A 16,935-nucleotide genomic window follows, 5' to 3' on the forward strand; every position below is an offset into this window, starting at 1 on the left:
GTCTGCCTATTCCGTTCTGCCTGCGCCCAGATAGGCGCTGGACAGCGCCGCCCCCGCGCCGCCCGTCAGCACTTCGCGTGTGCCCTCGAAGACCGTCGTACCGTGCTTGAGCACGTAGCCGAAATCGGCCACTCTGAGCGCCAGGCTGGCCATCTGCTCGCTGAGCAAAACCACACGGCCGCCCTGCGCACAATACTGTTTGATGAAGTCGAATATCTGCGCGACGACGATGGGCGCCAGCCCCAGGGACGGCTCGTCCAGCAGCACGCAGCGCGGCTCATGCAACGTGGCCATCGACAGGATCAGCATCTGCTGCTGGCCGCCGCTCAGGGTCCCCGCCTTCGCTGCCCGGCGTTGCGCCAAAACCGGAAAATTGCCGTACACCTGCTCCAGCGCTGTCTTGAAATTGCCCTTGGGTTTGCGAAAGTGCCAAGCCGTAATAAGGTTTTCCTCTACCGTGTGTTGATGGAAGATGCGCCGTCCCTCCATGGCGTGCGCCAGCCCCCGCCGCGCGCGCTCGTGCGGAGGCAGGCGAGATATGTCCTCGCCATCCAGCAGAATCTGTCCGCCCTTGATCGGCGTCACTCCTGATATCGCTCGCATCAGCGACGATTTGCCGGCGCCGTTCGCGCCTATCAGAGCCGTGATGCCGTCAGGGCGCGCCGTCAGGCTGACACCACGCACGGCATCGATCGCGCCGTAACTTACCTGCAGATTGCGGACTTCAAGCATGGGCCGGCTCCTCAACGCCAAGATAGGCCTGGATCACGGCCCGGTCGGCGCGCATGCCGTCCATGTCACCCCGGTAGATTTCCTCGCCGGCTTCGAACACCACCACTTCGTCGACCAGTTCGGCCAGGAAATCCATGTGGTGATCAATGATCATGATGGCCACGCCATGATCGCGCGCCAGGCGAACCAGCCTGACCAGGTGTTCGGACTCCACTTCGGACAGGCCGGCGGCGGGTTCGTCCAGCAGCAGCAGCTCCGGATCGCTCGCCAGGGCGCGGGCAACTTCGGCCAGGCGCTGTATGCCGTAGGGCAATTCGCTCATGATGGCGTCCGAGTGCCCGGCCAACCCGGCCGCCTGCATCAAGGCTTCGACCTGGCGCAGCAGCGCGCCTTCCTCGCGCCTCGCACCGGGCGTATTGAAAGCTGCGGCAAGGGCGCCGTGCCGATAGCGGCGATGGGCACCCATCAGGATGTTCTCGCGCACTGTAAAGCTGGGCACGTTGCGCGGATCCTGGAAGGTTCGGGTGATGCCAGCCTGCGCCACCCTGTGGGAGGGCCAGCCGGCGATGTCCTGGCCTTTGTAAAGAATGCGCCCCGAAGTCGGCGCATAGATGCCGCTGATGACGTTGACCAGCGTGCTCTTGCCCGAGCCATTGGGGCCGACCAGCGCGGTGATGTTGCCGGCGCTGAGCTCGAGCGACACTCCTGCCAGCGCGCGCAGGCCGGAAAACTCCATGACCACGCCCTCGACACGCACCAACGCTTGTCCTCCACCAATGCCTGCCGCGGGCTGCCGCCGCGACATTGGCGGCTCGGCCGCGCTGCCCGCTGCGGGGCGCAATTGGTCGAACTTGCTGTAGCGTGTCTGCGTGCGCAGCAAGCCGGCCAGGCCCTTGGGCAACAAGGAGAAGATGAACACCAGAATCAAGCCATAGACGATGTACTGATAGTCATTGAAAGCCTGCAGCTTCTGCGGCAGGTAGGTGAACAGCACCGCCCCGTATACCTGTCCCGCGAGCGAACCCAGGCCGCCCACGATGGACATCACCAGGATCTCGATGGACCGCATCAGGCCGAAGCTCTCCGGCGTCAGATAGCCGATCATGTGCGCATAGAACCCCCCTGCCAGGCCCGCGAGCCCGCCGCTGATGGCATAGGCGGCACGTTTGACGGCGGCCTGGGATATGCCCAGTGAACCAGCGGCGATTTCGCTGACGTGCACGGCGTAGAACGCCCTGCCGAAATGGCTTTTGACGAAGTTTCGCAACATCAGCATGACGACCAGCAACACCACCAGCAGAATGCGGAAGTACGCAACGGTGTCGATGCTCCAACCGAAGATCTGCAAGGTTCCTATCTGCGACGACGGAATGCCGCGCATGCCCATCACCCCTCCCGTCACGCCGCGCAACTCGCGCGCCAGTTCATAGACGATCAGGCCGAAGCCCAGCGACATCATCGCCAGATAGAACTCGCGCACTCGGCCCGCAGGGCCCGCAAGTAGCAAGCCGACCGCCGCAGCGCCAAAGGTGGCCAGTACCAGCGCCACGGGGAACGGCACCCCCCAGGATTTCATCGCGATGGCGCTGGCATAGGCGCCGATGGCGAAGAATCCGGCGTGGCCCAGCGAAATCTGCCCGCTGATGCCGGTCAGCAGATTGATGCCCTGTGCGAGCAGGATATTGATGATGACGAAGCTCCACATCTGGACCGTGCCGGTGGCGACATGGTCGGCGCCCACCGCCAGCGCCACGGCCAGCGCACCAAGCGTCCAGGAGTTCGACAGGATTTTTCCTAGCTGTTTCATCGTCCTCACACCTTCACCGTTTCGCGCTTGCCAAACAGGCCCTGCGGCCGGATCGTCAACACGCCTATCAAGAGCACGAAGGCCACGACCTCGGCCGCGGCGGGCGAGACATAGCCGCCCACCAGCTTTTCCAGGATGCCCAGGATCAACCCGCCCACTAGCGAGCCGGACGCGCTGCCCATGCCGCCCATGACGGCCGCAACGAACGCCAGGATCAGCAGATGCAGGCCGAAGTTCGGATCCACCGTGCCCGACACTTGCGACACCAGGATGCCGGCGATGCCCGCCAGCACGCCGCTCACGAGAAAAGAGAAGACGACCACGCGGTAGACCGGTATGCCCATCAGCGACGCCAGGTCGCGGTCATGGGCGACCGCCCGCACGCCGTAGCCCCAGATGGAATGGCGCAGGAACAGTTCCATCAGGCCGACGATCATCACACTGATGACGAAAACGGCGATGTATTGCAGGGAGATATAGGCGCCCATGAACTCCACCGTATCCGTGCTGCTGAAGAGCACGTCCGGAAACGCCACGGCCTGGGTGCCGAACAGCCAGCTCGCCACTCCTTGCAGGAATATGCCTATTCCAAGCGTGGATACCACCCATCCCATGCTGCCGGCGACGCGCCGCGTAGGCCGCACGCCGACGACCTCGACCACCCACAGGATGAAGGCCGTTGCCAGCAACGACACGCCCACGGCCAGGAACACGTTGACGCCGGCGCCGACCATGACGGCCGTCAGCATCGCGCCGGCCATCAGCACCGAACCCTGTCCGAAATTGAGCACGCGCGTGGTCCAGAACGTCAGGTTCAGGCCCAGACCGATCAGCGCATAGGCAGCGCCGACGCTCAGTCCCGACACGATCATTTGGATAAAGAAATCCATATCACCCTCATCCATGCAGGCGGGCGACCGTCCGGCGTCACCGCGCCGGACGGTCGCCGCGCCGATTACTGGGCGACCGGCTGCAGCCGGACCTTGTCGTCCTTCTTGACGTACTCGAACACCTTGACGCCGTCCGTCTCGATGCCGTGATGGCGTTCCTTCGAGAAGTTGTAGGTGGTGTTGACGCCCTGGAAGTCCTTGATCGATTCGATCGCCGCGATGATGGCCTTGGGGTCGGTCGAGTTGGCCATCCTGATGCCTTCGAACAGCACGTTCGCGGCGTCGTAGCCGTTGGACACCGAGATCGCCATGAACAGCTGCGGATTCTCGGGATCGTTGCCCCACCAGCGGTCGGCGCCGTACTTCGCCTTATAGGCCTTGGCGAACTCCGCCGCTGCCGGACGCATGGGATTTCCAAACGCGCCGATCATCGTGCCCAAGGTGCCCAGCGTCAGTTCACCCGCGCCTTCCTGGTAGGGTTGTCCCAAGGCGCCATTGGATGCCACCAGCGGCACGTTCACGTTCAGCCTGGCCATGGTCCGGCGCAGGACGGCCAGGTCCTTGCCCAGGCCGATGGCGGCGATCGCGTCGACGTTGGCGCGCTTCAGGCGCGCAACCTGCGCGGTCATGTCCTGAGCGCCCTGGTTGTAGGAATCGGTCGCGACAGGCTTGGCGCCACCGTTCTTGCCTATGGCGGCGGACAGGTAGTCAACGCCCGTCACGCCGTAGGCGGTGCTTTCATGCACGATGCCGATGCGCTTGAAGCGCTTGGCCAGGTATTCGCCCATCGCCACGGCCTCGATGTCGTTCTGCAGCGCGAACGAGAACACGTTGGGCCGCGGCTTCTCCCCGGTCTTCTCGCCCGCGTAGGTCACGACAGGTGTCTGCGCGATCGGATTCATGTAGGGCCGGCCGTCGGCCTGGGCCATGTCGATCACGGCTAGCGTCGGACCGCTGCCCGCCGGGCCGATGATGCCGACGATTTCCTTGTTGTCCAGGATGGCGCGCATGTTCTGCACCGCGCGGTCCGGATTCAACTGATCGTCCAGCAGCATCGCGATCTCGATTTTCTTGCCGTTGATGCCGCCCTTCGCGTTCCATTGCTCGACCGCAAGCTCGACGGCGCGGCGGTTGCCCTCGCCGAATTCGCTATAGGGGCCGGTCAGGGCCGACGTCATGCCGATCTTGACCGTATCGGCCGCCAACGCGGTTCCCGAAACCAATGCCGCCACTGCGACCGCCAGCCACGCAGGCGTGGATTTCCTGTACCAGGACATGTTGTCTCCTCCTAGGTTCTTGCACGTTGTAGTGACGCGCTCCGAGGTCGCGGAGCGCCATCCGCCGGCCTCTCAGCGGGCCGTCTGGATCTCTTTGAAAGCGGCGAGGACATCGTCCAGGTCCGCATCCGGCAGCGCAGCCGCGAATCGTTCGATATGGTCATAGGCGCGCTGCGCCACGCCGGTTTCCTCGCCAATGCCGCGGATCAGCGCCGACACCCGCGTCCGGTCATAGCTGTATTCCGTGTGATCCGTGTCCATCCGCACCGCCAGCAGTTCGCCCTCGCCCTCCAGCTCCGCCTCGATACGGCAGGCCAGCAGGCCGAGTGAGTCATCGGCGTGCAGCCGGATCCGCGAGATCAGGCCCGCGACGGCCGCATCATCGAATTCAGCCATGCGCGCGATGGTCGGGGTCCCGTGCAGCAAGGTCGTCGCGACGCAGAACTGCGTGCTCATCAGCGTCCCCGAAATACTTCGGAACGGCCCCTCCTTGTCCATGCCCGCGTAGCCCACGACGGTGGGGTTCAGATACACGCGCAAGGCCTTGAGCGCGCCTGCGCGCGCACCCAGCAGGTCGCGCAGCCGCAGGCTGGCGCGCACCGGCGTCTGGTTGAGCGCGCAGACAGGGTATGGTTTGAAAGTCACCTTGAGCAGTGACCAATCCTTGCCAAAACGGCCGGCAATGGCGTCGACGTCGCACTCCGTCCTGACAAAGGCCCGGGCGAAGCCGGACGCACCCTCGAAGGCTCCGTCCGCGGATGTGGAACCATGGACCGCCAGCGCCGCCGCGGCCAGCCCGTTGCGCCCGGCCATTCCAACCTGATAGCGCCATTCATCGGTGCCGTCGCCGAAGGACTGCAGGATGCCGCCCGTGAACGAGGCCGCGTTGGACAGGGCGGCGGCGGTCCGATCCACGGACAGCCGCCACAGCCGGGCAACCGCGGCCGCGGCGGCGATCGTGCCGTACAGCGGCGAAGCGCGCAGGCCCACTGCCGTCGTGCGGGCCGAATAGGCCGACTCCAGCGCGCCGCCGACCTCGTAGCCCGCCACCAGCGCCGGCAAGAAGTCCTCCATGGCGCCCTCGCCCTGCTCCACCAATGCGGTCAGGAGCGGCAGCAGGATGGCGCCGAAATGCGCCACACCGCAGGTGTCTTCCTGGGCCCGCCCGTGGAACAGCGCGGCATTGGCCAGCGCCGCTCCGGCGACGGTGCTGCGACGGCCGCTGCCCAGCAGCGTGGCGCCGCCGGGGCGCACGCCATCCATGGCCAGGACGGCCTGTTCGGCCACGCCAAAGAACGGCGTGGGGTGCGAGCCCAATGCAATGCCGTAGCCATTGAGTACGCAGGCGCGGGCCTTTTCAACCACTGGCTCCGGCAGGTTTCCGACGGCAAGGCTCGTCGAGAACGTCGCGAATTTTCTGGCCAGATTCATTTTTTTCCCCTTGTGTTCCTGTGCTGTTCCCGCCGTGGCGGCATCAGGCGTTGTAGCGGTCCCGCAGTACCCGCTTGAGAACCTTTCCCGAAGGATTGCGCGGCAGTTCCTCCACCACTTTCAGCTCCCGCGGCACCTTGAAATTGGCCACGCGCTTGCGGCAATAGCCGGCCAGCTCTTCCAACGTCAATGTCTGGCCCGGGTTGAGCACCACCACAGCCGTGATGCGTTCGCCCCATTGCTCGTCGTGCACGCCGATGACCGCCGCTTCGGCGATCTGGGGCATTTCGTAAAGCACTGCCTCGACTTCGCTGGAAGCCACGTTCTCCGCACCGGTCAGGATCATGTCCTTGGTCCGGTCGGTGACGAACAGGAATCCTTCCTCATCCAGGTAACCCACGTCCCCGCTACGCAGCCAGTCGCCGAAGAAAGCTTCGGCGGTTTTCTCGGGTGCGTTCCAATAGCCCTTGGTGACCTTGGGCCCGCGCACGCAGATCTCCCCCTTCTCGCCAGCGGGCAACCAGCGGCCTTCGTCATCGGCGATACGGATCTCGACGTGCGGCAGCGCGCGCCCGGTGGAGCCGATCTTCTCGATTTCGCGGCCTGGCTCCATGAGGGTGTCGCCGCTGCACGTTTCCGTCATACCGAAGCCGTCGATGAAACGGCCGCGCGTGAACACGCGAGTGAAGTCGCGTATGCGGGATTCGGGCGTTTTCTCGCCGCCAGCAATACACCAGCCAAAGGTGTCCAGGGCGTACCGTCCAGGGTTCTGTACGGCCAGCACGCGACTCAGCATGACGGGCGCCATCCACCCGCAAGTCAGCCGGTGGCGTTCAATGGATGCAAGTACCGCTTCCGGATCGAATTCGCGATGGACGCAGAGCGTGCCACCTACCCACAACACCGCGATGCCAGGCAGATCGAAGGCCCCGACGTGGTAGAGCGGCCCCACCACCAGCAGACGTTCCTGATGCGTCAGGCCCAGCGCGATCACATGATCGATCGACTTCCAGTGGATGTTGCCGTAGGTGTGCATCACGCCCTTCGGCCGCGAGGTCGTGCCGGACGTGTACATCAGCCGCAGCAGATCATCCTGCGCCGTGGCCGCCGGCTCCGGAACGGCCAGTCCAGGCTTGCCGAGACGGCGCGAGTCGGCCTGCGCAGCGGCGTCGAGCACCACCTTGGGCACTTCGAGCGCCGCCACCTCTGCGAACTCCTCGTCCACGAACAGCAGCTTGGCGCGGGCGTCGCCAAGGATGTAGCCGGCCTCGGGCGCCGCCAGACGGTAGTTGACCGGCAGGAATATCGCGCCCAGATAGCTGGCGGCGAACGCCAGTTCCAGGAAGGCGGCGCTGTTCTTCATGAAGAGCGCGACCACATCGCCGCGGCCGATGCCATGTGACTGGAGCAGCGCAGCCGCCAGGCGGATGCGTTCGTGGAAATCGGCGTAGCTGACCGCTACGTCGCGATAGATGATGGCGGCACGATCGGGCGCGCGCCGGGCGTGGAAGGCGATGGCTGCGCTCAGATTGAACATGGTGGGTCTCCCTTGGATGGCGGCTCGGCGCGGGTGACGACCTGAGCCGGTCCCGCGTCTCGATTCTGGCGCTTCAGTATGACTTCGGCATGCCGAGGTCGTGTATGGCGATGTAGTTCAGGATCATTTCTTCCGACACCGGCGCAAACTTGAACAGTCGCGCGTCGCGCCACAGGCGCTCAACATGGAATTCGCGCGCGTAGCCCATGCCTCCCATGGTCTGCATGCTGCGCTCGATGGCATGGCTGGCGGCTTGCGATCCTATCAGCTTGGCAATGTTCGCCTCGGTGCCATAGGGCAATCCCTGATCGCACAGCGAGGCTGCGTTCAAGTTCATGAGGCGGGCGCACTGCAGTTCCGCATGCGATTGCGCCAGCGGAAACTGCAAGCCTTGGTATGCGCTGATGGGCTTTCCGCCAAACACCTTGCGATCGTTCGCATACTGCACCGCCAGACGTTCCGCCAGCCGACCCGCGCCCACCAGACTGGCGGTCGTGACGATGCGTTCGGTGTTAAGCACATCCAGCAGTTCGCGAAAGCCCTTGTCGAGCGTGCCCACCAGTTCATGCGGTTCGATGCGCACATTGTCAAAGAACACCGAGCAGGCGCTGAGCGTCTGGGTTCCTACCTTCTCGATGGCCGAATAGGTCAGGCCCTCGCGTTCGACGTCGATGATGAACATGGAAATGCCATCGGTGGGGCGCGCCCCTTCGACCGGTTTGGCAGTGCGCGCCACAACCAGCATCTTTTGCGCGGCGTCGACGGCGGTGATCCAGATCTTGCGTCCGTCCAACCGCCAGCTGCCATCAGGCTGCGCCGCGGCGAAACTCTTCATTGCCAGCGTGTTGGTGCCGGCGTCGGGTTCGGTGAGCGCCATGCAGAAGTTGATCTTGCCGCTGGTCAGCCCGGGCAACAGCTCCCGCTTCATCTGCTCGCTGCCGAACTTGGAGATCGGCACGCCGCCAAAGATAGGATTTATCATGAACAGCTGGCCCAGCGTCGAACCACCGCCGCCTGCGGAAAGCTCCTCCACAATGAGCGCCAGCTCCACCATGCCCAGGCCCGATCCGCCATGTTCCTCGGGCAGGGCCGCGCCCGCCAGACCGGCTTCGCAGATGGCCTGCCAGCACGCCTGGGGGAAGGCATTCTTGCGGTCCTGCTCATACCAGTAATCCACGCCATACGTTTCACCGATGCGGCGCGCGGTCTCGACGATCAGTTTCTGCTCGTCCGAAAGCGAAAAGTCCATTTGATCTATCCTTGAATAGGGGTGCGCAGCAGCCGGTACGGGTCCTGCAGCAACTCGATGACGTAGTTGAGGAATTTCAGCGCGCCGGCGCCATCGTGCAGCCGGTGGTCCGCCGCCAGCACAAGGCCCATTTCGCGCCGCAAGGCCGGCGCGCCTTGCGCGTCGGGCCGGAACACCTCGCGGATGCTGCCCACGCCCAAGATCGCCGACTGGGGCGGATTGATGATGGGCGTCATGTATGTGACGTTGAACATGCCGGCGTTGGAAATTGAAATGGCCCCGCCGCTCATGTCGTTGCGGGTGGCATTTCCCGATCGCACGCGCTCCAGCAACGCGTCCGACTGCCGCGCGATGCCATCCAAGGTAGCGCCTGCCAGGCCATGCAACACCGGCGCCATCAGGCCGCGTTCGGTAGTGACCGCCACGCCTATGTCGATGTCCTGGAACTGCACGATGTGGTCGTCGTTCCAGATGCGGTTCTGTTGCGGCAAGGCCGCAAGCGCCCGCGCCACGGCGGCAATGACGAAGTGGTTCAGCGTCAGCCTGGGCGCATCGGGCTGGCCATTCAAGCGGCCGCGCAAGGCCAGCAGTTCGCTGACCTCGGCTTCGGCCGATAGATAGAAGTGCGGAACCTGCTTGGCCTGCGTCATGCGCCGGGCCATGGACTGCACCAGTCCGCTGGCGACGATGCGCTGTCCGCCGTCCATGACAGGAACAGCTTGTTCAGCGGCATTCTCGACCTGTGCGGCCTGCCCCGGTTCGCCCGCCTGACGCACGTCCGCAGCCTTGATGCGCCCGCCCGGCCCGGTACCGCCAACTTTCGCCAGATCCACGTCCAGTTCGCGGGCCAGGCGCCGGGCCAGCGGCGTGGCCACGATCCGACCGCCAGCGGCCGTAGCGGGTTGTACCGGCGTCTGCGCCGCCAGCATGGGCGCAGAGGCGGAGGTTGTCCCGTCCCCGCCTGCTGCATCTGACTCCAGGTCCGACTTCTGGCCCGGTCCGGTCCAACGCGCGACCACGGCGCCCACCGGTACCGTTACACCGGCCGGCACGAGGATCTCGCCGATCAAACCATCCGCCTCGGCCGCGATTTCGCTGGCGACCTTATCCGTTTCCACCACGAACAGCGGATCGCCGGCTTTTACCTGGTCGCCGGCGGCCACGCTCCATTCGATCAGCATGCCCTCGGTCATGGTCAGGCCGAGCTTAGGCATCAGAAGGTCATTCAGCGCGCCCATGGGCTATTGCCCCGCGAAGCGCGCTTCGCGCTTTTCAAGGAACGCGCCGACGCCTTCATGGGCATCGCGCGTGTCCAGCACCAGACCTATCATGGCCTGCTCGTGCGCCAGCGCATTGGCCAGCGGCATATCGGCGCCATCGCGCAGGGTGCGCTTGAGCAGCTTGAGCACCAGCGGCGACTTTCCTGCGATCTGTTCCGCCAGCGCCAGGACCTGCGCCATAAGTTGGTCCTTCGGCACCGCGCGATTGGCCAGGCCGATGCGCACCGCTTCGTCTGCGCTGATGCGCCCGCCGGTAAACATGAATTCCTTCGCCAGGCAAGGCGCGACTTGCCGGATGATGCGCTGCGTGCCGCCCGCGCCGGGAAACAGGCCCAGGTTGATCTCCGTCAGCGCAATCATGGCGCTGTCGGCCAGGATGCGCAGGTCCATCGCCAGCAACAGTTCGGTGCCGCCGCCGAGCGCCCAGCCATTGACCGCGGCGATCGTGGGTTTGTCGCTGATTTCGATGCGCCGGAATACGCGATGGATATCTTCGGCAAACTCCTGGTAGTGCGCCAGGCCCTGGCGCGAGTTCAGGTCCGCCAGATCGCCCCCGGCCACGAACGATTTTTCCCCCGCGCCGGTAATGACGATGACGCGGCAATCTTCGCGGGCCTCCAATGCGGCGAATGTCCGTTCCAGTTCAATCAAAGTCGGAATATCCAGCGCGTTATGCACCGTGGGGCGGTTTATCGTGATGATGCCCACGCGGTTGCGGACGTCGGTAAGAATGCTGGGTTCGTTCATGCTGTCTCCAGGGATCAGGCGCAAAGCTTGCGCGCCGCGGCGATGACATCGGCCTCTTGGGGCTGATACTGTTCTTCGAGCGCCGGCGCGAAGGGCACCGGAACAAAGGGGGCCGCGACGCGGACGATAGGCGCGTCGAGCTCGTCGAAGCCAATATCGGCCATGCGCGCGGCAATCTCTGCGCCCACGCCGAATGCCTCGACCGCTTCGTGCACGATAAGCAGCCGATGGGTGGACTTGATCGAGGCCAACACCGCCTGCTCGTCCCAGGGTTGGATACTGCGCAAGTCCAGCACCTCGGCCTCGATTCCGTCGGCTGCCAGGACCTCGGCGGCCCGCAATGCCTTGTGCACGGTCGCGCCGTAACTGACTATGGTCAGGTCGCGGCCCGGGCGCGCCACACGCGCCTGGCCTAGCGGTATTGGCCCGGCGTTGTCCGCCACTTCGCCCTTGAGGGCGTACAAGGCCTTGTTCTCCACGAACACCACCGGGTCCGGGTCGCGGATCGCCGACTTCAGCAGGCCATAGGCGTCGGCGGGGTTGCTGGGGCACACCACCTTCAATCCAGGGATATGGGCGAACCACGCTTCCAGGCATTGGGAATGCTGCGGGCCGGCGCTGATGCCGCCGCCGTGCGGTGTGCGCACCACCAAGGGCACGCTGGCCTGTCCGCCGAACATGAAGCGGGCCTTGGCAGCCTGATTGACCAGCGCGTCCATGGTCAGTGTCATGAAATCCATGAACATGATTTCAAGCACCGGCTTCAAGCCGGACAATGCCGCCCCCACGGCCGCATTGGCCATGGTGGCTTCGGAGATCGGCGTGTCGCGGATGCGGTCCGGACCGAATCGGGCATGCAGCCCGCGGGTCACGCCGAACGGACCGCCGGCTTCGGCTATGTCTTCGCCGAACAGGAACACCGTGGGATCTTCCTCCATGCACTCGGCCAACGCGCGGTTGATGGCATGGGCAAAACGTAGTTCAGCCATCTCAGTTTGCCTCGATAGGGGTGTAGACATCGTTGCAGGCCGCGTGCCAGATCGGTTGGCGGCCCAGCCGCGCGCGCTCCACCGCTCGCTCGACCTGAGCCTGGACCTCGTCGAAAACCTGTTCACGCTGCGCCTTGGTCACCCCTTTCTTGTCCAGCGCCGCTTCGAAGCGCGCCACCGGATCGTGCTCGCCCAAGCCTTCGATCTCTTCCGAAGGGCGGTACTTCTGGGGATCGCCTTCGTAATGGCCACGCCAGCGGTGGGTGATGCATTCCAGTACCCGCGGGCCTTCGCCGGCGCGTATGCTGGCCACGGCAGCGCTTGCGGCCTCGGCGACCCGCAGCACGTCGTTGCCATCGATTTTTTCGTGCGGAATGGAAAACGCGGCCGACAGCTTGTCCAGCGGTGCGACGAACTGCTTATGGGTGGGGGAGAACTCGGCCCAGCCGTTGTTTTCGCAGAGAAACAGCAGCGGCAGACGCCACAGCGCGGCCAGGTTGAGGCTTTCGTGCAGCACGCCTTCAGCCATGGCGCCGTCACCGAAAAAGGCCACCGCCAGGGAGTCCTTTTTCCTGACCTGATGAGCCAACGCGCTGCCCAGGGCTATCGGTATGCTGGCGCCAACAATGGCATTGGCGCCCAGCATGCCGATGGACAAGTTGGCCACGTGCATGGAGCCGCCGCGGCCCTTGCAGATGCCTTCCTCGCGCGCCATCAGTTCCAGGAAGAACTCTTCGATGTCGATGCCCTTGGCTAACGCGTGCCCATGCCCGCGATGGGTCGAGGCGACGGTATCGTCTGGCCGCAGCACCATGCCCATCGCGGCAGCAACGGCTTCCTGGCCGATGCTCAGGTGGATGAAGCCGGGGACTTCCCCATCCGCGAACAAGCGTCCCAGCCTCAGTTCCGCCAATCGGATGCGCAACATGCGCCGGTACGCGTCCAGCAACTGCTCTTTGTTGGCGCTAGCCACCATTGCCTCCTCGTAACAACCGTTCTCTGGTTCGACGCGGCGTGCTGGCCGCCGCTTCGTTACATATAAGTTATCAGTCGGTTAATTTACTAACCGTACGGTTAGATGAATCATAAGCAAAGGTTCTCGCGAACGTCAATCAGGTTTTTCAGGGAGTCTTGGTCGCGCCCGGACGGACGGCAGCCGCCCTGCCCCTTGCGGTCAAGGAGCAGGGACTTATCGAGGGCAGAGATTCAGAAGATCAGAGAGTCAGGCGCGGCCGCCGGACAAGGCGCGCGTGATCAGCACGGCGCGGTCGCGCAGGTCCGCGCCCAGGCGTTCCAGGGCGTCGCCCGAAACCTGCGCGCTGAAACCGACCGCGCTGATGGCCATGGCCGGTTTGCCGAACTCGTCGAGCACGGCGGCGGAAACGGTGCTCACGCCCTTCACATAGTTGCCGGCGTCCACCGCATAACCCTTGTCGCGCGCTTCCCGAACGCCTTCCAGATATTCCTGGAAAGGGGGCTTGTCATCCCACCTCAGGTTATCGAAACGCTGCCGCAATTCCTGGTCGTCCAGGCCTGAATGGGCCGCCATGCAACGGCCCAGCGCCGCGATGTACATGGGCAAACGTTGGCCCACGCTCATGTGCACTCGCACGGAACTGTCGGTGTCGGCGCGGTCCACGAGCACCACGCGTTCGTTCGAAGTGCGCTGCCAGAGCGTCGCCGTGACGCCGTGGCCGCGCGCGATGTCACGCAAATGCGGGTGGACCAGTCGCACGTAGGATCCCTGCTCCAGCACGCCCTTGGCCAGCTCGACCAATCCCAGGGCGATGGAGTACGTCTTGGTGGCTTCATCGAAGGTCACCAGGCCTTCATACACCAACGTCTTGAGGAAGTTGTAGCAAGTACTGGAATTGAGCTGAAGATCGCGCGCCACCCGGGTGACCCCGACGCCCGAGGGCGCCGCGCTCAGGTAACGCAGGACGCGCAACCCGCCCACGAGGGCGCCCACGAGTTTTTCCGGTTGTTCGGTCGTCATTCTGAAGACAGAGAATTTCTCTGGATAGAAAAGAGCAAAAATTGTGACACAGAGCCCCTGCCCACACAAACCAGACCGGCCCCTGTCAATCGGCGCGCTTGGCGCGCATGCCGGCAAGATAGGCGCGTATCTTTTCCTGCACGCCAGGCCGGCTGAAGTTCTCGTGCATGAGCGGCTCCAGCGCCTCGATACGGTCGATGCCGGGATCGGGCGGCTCCAGCAGCAGGCGCGCATTGCGGGCTATCGACAAGGCTTCCCGGCGCGCCAGGTAGAACGCCAGGCGGTCAGCGGCAAACCGCTCGAAATCCTCGACCGGGAGCACATCGGTTACCAGTCCCAGCTCGCGCGCGGGCGCCGCCTCCAGTAGCTGGCCGCTAAGACACAGTTGCCTGGCCCGCGCGGCGCTGATCTTGGTTTCCAGCGCGGCCTGGACCATGACGGGATACATGTTGAAGGCGATTTCCGGACACGCGAGCGTCAGATCGGCCGCAGCGATGACGATATCGGTCATCGCCAGCAGAATGACGCCGGCGCCAGCGGCCTTGCCCCGGGCTAGCGCCAGGATGGGCACCGGGCAGCGCGCCATGGCCGCCATGAGTTCGCGCAAGCCCTGGCCCTGCGCCTCCAGCAACGCCGGACTGCGGACGAACTCCTCGATATCGCCGCCGGCGCAGAACAGGTAAGGCGAGGCGCTGCGCAGAACGATCAGGCCGATGCCGTCTTGCTGCGCGCTTTCGACCGCGCGCCGCAAGACGGCGAGCATCTCCACGTTCAAGGCGTTGGCCTTGGCGGCCCGGTTCAATATGAGCGTGCGTACGCCGTCGGCATCGTGAAACTGGACAAAGTGCGCGGCGTCCGTCATTCGAATCTGCTCACCACGGCATCGAGCACCCAGGCCTGGCCACCGCTCACTGCCAGCGGATTGATCTCGATCTCGGCGAGGTCTGGCCGCATCAGGAATACCTCGCACAAGCTCGCGATCTGTCGCGCCAGGGCGGGCAGGTCGACCGCGCCGCGGCCGCGGAATCCTTGCAGCAACCTGGCCGAACGCAAGCTCTCGATCATCTCCTGGATTCGCGACGGATCCAGCGGCAACAGGCGGCTGGCCACGTCGGGGTCCAGTTCCACCTCGACGCCGCCACGGCCCAAGGTCAGCACGGGGCCGAATCTGGCATCGCGGCGCAGCCCCAACAGCAATTCATGATCGAAACGCTGCATGGATTCGAGCAGGATGCCCATCGCCTTGATGCCCCGGTCGCGCGCGATTCCGCGCAGGCGCAGCAGCGCCTCGCGCAACTGCTCATCGTCGGAGATTCCCAGCACCACGCCGCCTATGTCGCTCTTGTGCAGCACCTCATTGGCCTGCAGCTTGGCGACGACCGGATAGGACAAAGGCGCGGGCAGCCCATTGGGCAGGGCGCCGTCCACCAGCACGCCGTCGGGAATGCCGACAACACCGAGTTCGCGCAACAGTCTCTTGCTATCGCACTCCGCCAGGAATATGGTCTGACCGGCCGGCGCCATGGCGCATGGGCGTTCCGGCAGCGCAGGCGCCGTCAGCGCCGCGTGGCGCAGCCCGTTCAGGCGCACCGCGGCGCCCAGGGCCGCGACCGCTGGCGGGATATCGCGGAACACGGGGATTCGCGCCTGCTCCAGCACAGTCACCGACTCTTCCTTGGCGCCGATCCAGATCACGAAGATGGGCCGATGGGTACGCTGGCGAGCCTGGGCGATGGCGTCGGTGAACGCCGTCGCGATGCTGTGCATCAGGCCGACGAACAGCACGATGGCGTCGTTGCCCGGATCGCGCGCCACGGCTTCCAGCGCCCGCGAAATACTGGCCGTGTCCTGCACGACATTACCCGTCAGATCCAGCGGATTGGCCGCCTTGACGAAGGAAGGCAGCACCGGCGCCAGCGCCTCAGCTGTCTGCGGTGCCAGGGCGGGCAGTTCGAGCCCCCAGCGTTCGGCTTCATCGGCGATGAGCACGCCCGCCCCCCCCGACACGGACATGACAGCCAGGCGCTTGCCTTGCGGCACGCTATCGAACAGGAACAGCCGGGCCACGTCCATCATCTGGCCCAGCGAATCCACGCGCAAGGCGCCGTGCTGGCGCAGGCAGGCGTCATACAGCGTGTCATCGCCGGCCAGTGCGCCTGTATGCGAAGCGGCCGCCGCAGCGCCCGCGCGCGAGCGGCCGGCCTTGATCGCGATGACAGGCTTGCCAGCGGCCGCGGCGCGCAGCAGAGCCCGCCGGAACGCCTCGGCATCCCTGATGTCTTCGACGTAGAGGCCGATGACGCGCGTCTGCGGATCGTCGGCCAGATACGCAACGGCCGCGGCCGCATCCATATCGCACTCATTGCCGGTCGTGATCCATTTGCTGAATCCCAAGCCCGACCGCAGGCAGATATCCATCCAATATGCGCCCAGCGCCCCGCTCTGGCTGACGAAGGCGAAACCGCCCTGCTTGATCGGCGTCTCCTCCAGCGCGGTGGTAAAGGAAGCGATGAGTCCGGTGGCGCTATTGGCCACGCCCAGGCAGTTGGGGCCGAGCACCGTGACGCCTTTGCCGCGCGCAAGTTCGCCCAGCCGTTGCTGCAGCGCGGCGCCCTCCTCGCCCGTTTCGGAAAAGCCCGACGAGAACACCACGAACGCCTTGACGCCCGCTGCCACACCCTCGCGGATCACATCCTCGACCAGCGCCGCCGGCGTACCGACAATGGCCAGATCCACGGGCTCGCCTATCGCGGCCAGCGAGGGATAGCTCTTGAGGCCCTGCACCTGGTCGCGCGTAGGGTTGACCGGAAACAGCTTGCCCACGAAGCCGCGCGACAACATGTAGGCCAAGGGGCGGCCCGCGATCTTGCCCGGGTCGGCGGAAGCCCCCACGATGGCCACGCTGCGCGCCTCCAACACGGCTGCCGCACGCGCGGCCCCCTCCGGCGCCAGCGGCATGGCGGTCGCGGCGCCGCCGGCGATAGTCACGTCATCCGTCAT

At 65.0% G+C, this 16,935-nt stretch carries 14 protein-coding genes; all 14 read right to left on the bottom strand.

Annotated features, from left to right (window positions below; all coding sequences use genetic code 11):
- Positions 1-6: 6 nt before the first annotated feature.
- Positions 7-732, bottom strand: a complete 726-nt coding sequence (locus IPU70_RS26165) for an ABC transporter ATP-binding protein (protein WP_207471972.1) — start codon at positions 730-732, stop codon at positions 7-9.
- Complete coding sequence (locus IPU70_RS26170; protein ID WP_207471974.1) at positions 725-2,539, bottom strand: ATP-binding cassette domain-containing protein; 1,815 nt, start codon at positions 2,537-2,539, stop codon at positions 725-727. Before IPU70_RS26170 ends, IPU70_RS26165 begins: the two co-directional genes overlap by 8 nt.
- Before the next feature lie 5 nt (positions 2,540-2,544).
- Entirely contained in the window at positions 2,545-3,429 is an 885-nt protein-coding gene (locus IPU70_RS26175) for a branched-chain amino acid ABC transporter permease (protein WP_207471975.1), read from the bottom strand.
- Positions 3,430-3,494: 65 nt separating this feature from the next.
- On the bottom strand, positions 3,495-4,706 hold the full coding sequence (locus tag IPU70_RS26180) for an ABC transporter substrate-binding protein (protein WP_207471977.1): 1,212 nt from the start codon (positions 4,704-4,706) through the stop codon (positions 3,495-3,497).
- A 72-nt stretch (positions 4,707-4,778) separates the two neighbouring features.
- Positions 4,779-6,137, bottom strand: coding sequence for an MmgE/PrpD family protein (locus IPU70_RS26185; protein ID WP_207471979.1), 1,359 nt, complete (start codon positions 6,135-6,137; stop codon positions 4,779-4,781).
- 43 nt (positions 6,138-6,180) lie between these two features.
- The gene (locus IPU70_RS26190; RefSeq protein ID WP_207471987.1) at positions 6,181-7,674 is read right to left on the bottom strand and encodes an AMP-binding protein; all 1,494 of its coding nucleotides are present in this window, start codon (positions 7,672-7,674) and stop codon (positions 6,181-6,183) included.
- A 73-nt stretch (positions 7,675-7,747) separates the two neighbouring features.
- Positions 7,748-8,923, bottom strand: coding sequence for an acyl-CoA dehydrogenase family protein (locus IPU70_RS26195; RefSeq protein ID WP_013395510.1), 1,176 nt, complete (start codon positions 8,921-8,923; stop codon positions 7,748-7,750).
- 5 nt (positions 8,924-8,928) lie between these two features.
- Positions 8,929-10,161, bottom strand: coding sequence for a dihydrolipoamide acetyltransferase family protein (locus tag IPU70_RS26200; protein WP_013395511.1), 1,233 nt, complete (start codon positions 10,159-10,161; stop codon positions 8,929-8,931).
- Positions 10,162-10,164: 3 nt separating this feature from the next.
- Positions 10,165-10,950 (bottom strand): enoyl-CoA hydratase/isomerase family protein, encoded by a 786-nt coding sequence (locus tag IPU70_RS26205; RefSeq protein WP_207471989.1) that lies wholly within the window; start codon positions 10,948-10,950, stop codon positions 10,165-10,167.
- 14 nt (positions 10,951-10,964) lie between these two features.
- On the bottom strand, positions 10,965-11,939 hold the full coding sequence (locus tag IPU70_RS26210) for an alpha-ketoacid dehydrogenase subunit beta (protein ID WP_013395513.1): 975 nt from the start codon (positions 11,937-11,939) through the stop codon (positions 10,965-10,967).
- Position 11,940: 1 nt separating this feature from the next.
- Positions 11,941-12,912, bottom strand: a complete 972-nt coding sequence (locus IPU70_RS26215) for a thiamine pyrophosphate-dependent dehydrogenase E1 component subunit alpha (RefSeq protein ID WP_041656034.1) — start codon at positions 12,910-12,912, stop codon at positions 11,941-11,943.
- 249 nt (positions 12,913-13,161) lie between these two features.
- Positions 13,162-13,935: an IclR family transcriptional regulator gene (locus IPU70_RS26220; RefSeq protein WP_013395515.1), complete on the bottom strand. Its 774-nt coding sequence runs from the start codon at positions 13,933-13,935 to the stop codon at positions 13,162-13,164.
- Between the two features lie 85 nt (positions 13,936-14,020).
- Entirely contained in the window at positions 14,021-14,797 is a 777-nt protein-coding gene (locus tag IPU70_RS26225; protein WP_207471993.1) for an enoyl-CoA hydratase/isomerase family protein, read from the bottom strand.
- Positions 14,794-16,935, bottom strand: coding sequence for an acetate--CoA ligase family protein (locus tag IPU70_RS26230; RefSeq protein WP_207471995.1), 2,142 nt, complete (start codon positions 16,933-16,935; stop codon positions 14,794-14,796). Before IPU70_RS26230 ends, IPU70_RS26225 begins: the two co-directional genes overlap by 4 nt.

The sequence above is a fragment of the Achromobacter sp. SD115 genome, assembly GCF_017355315.1.
GTDB classification, from domain to species: Bacteria; Pseudomonadota; Gammaproteobacteria; order Burkholderiales; family Burkholderiaceae_B; genus Achromobacter; species Achromobacter xylosoxidans_B.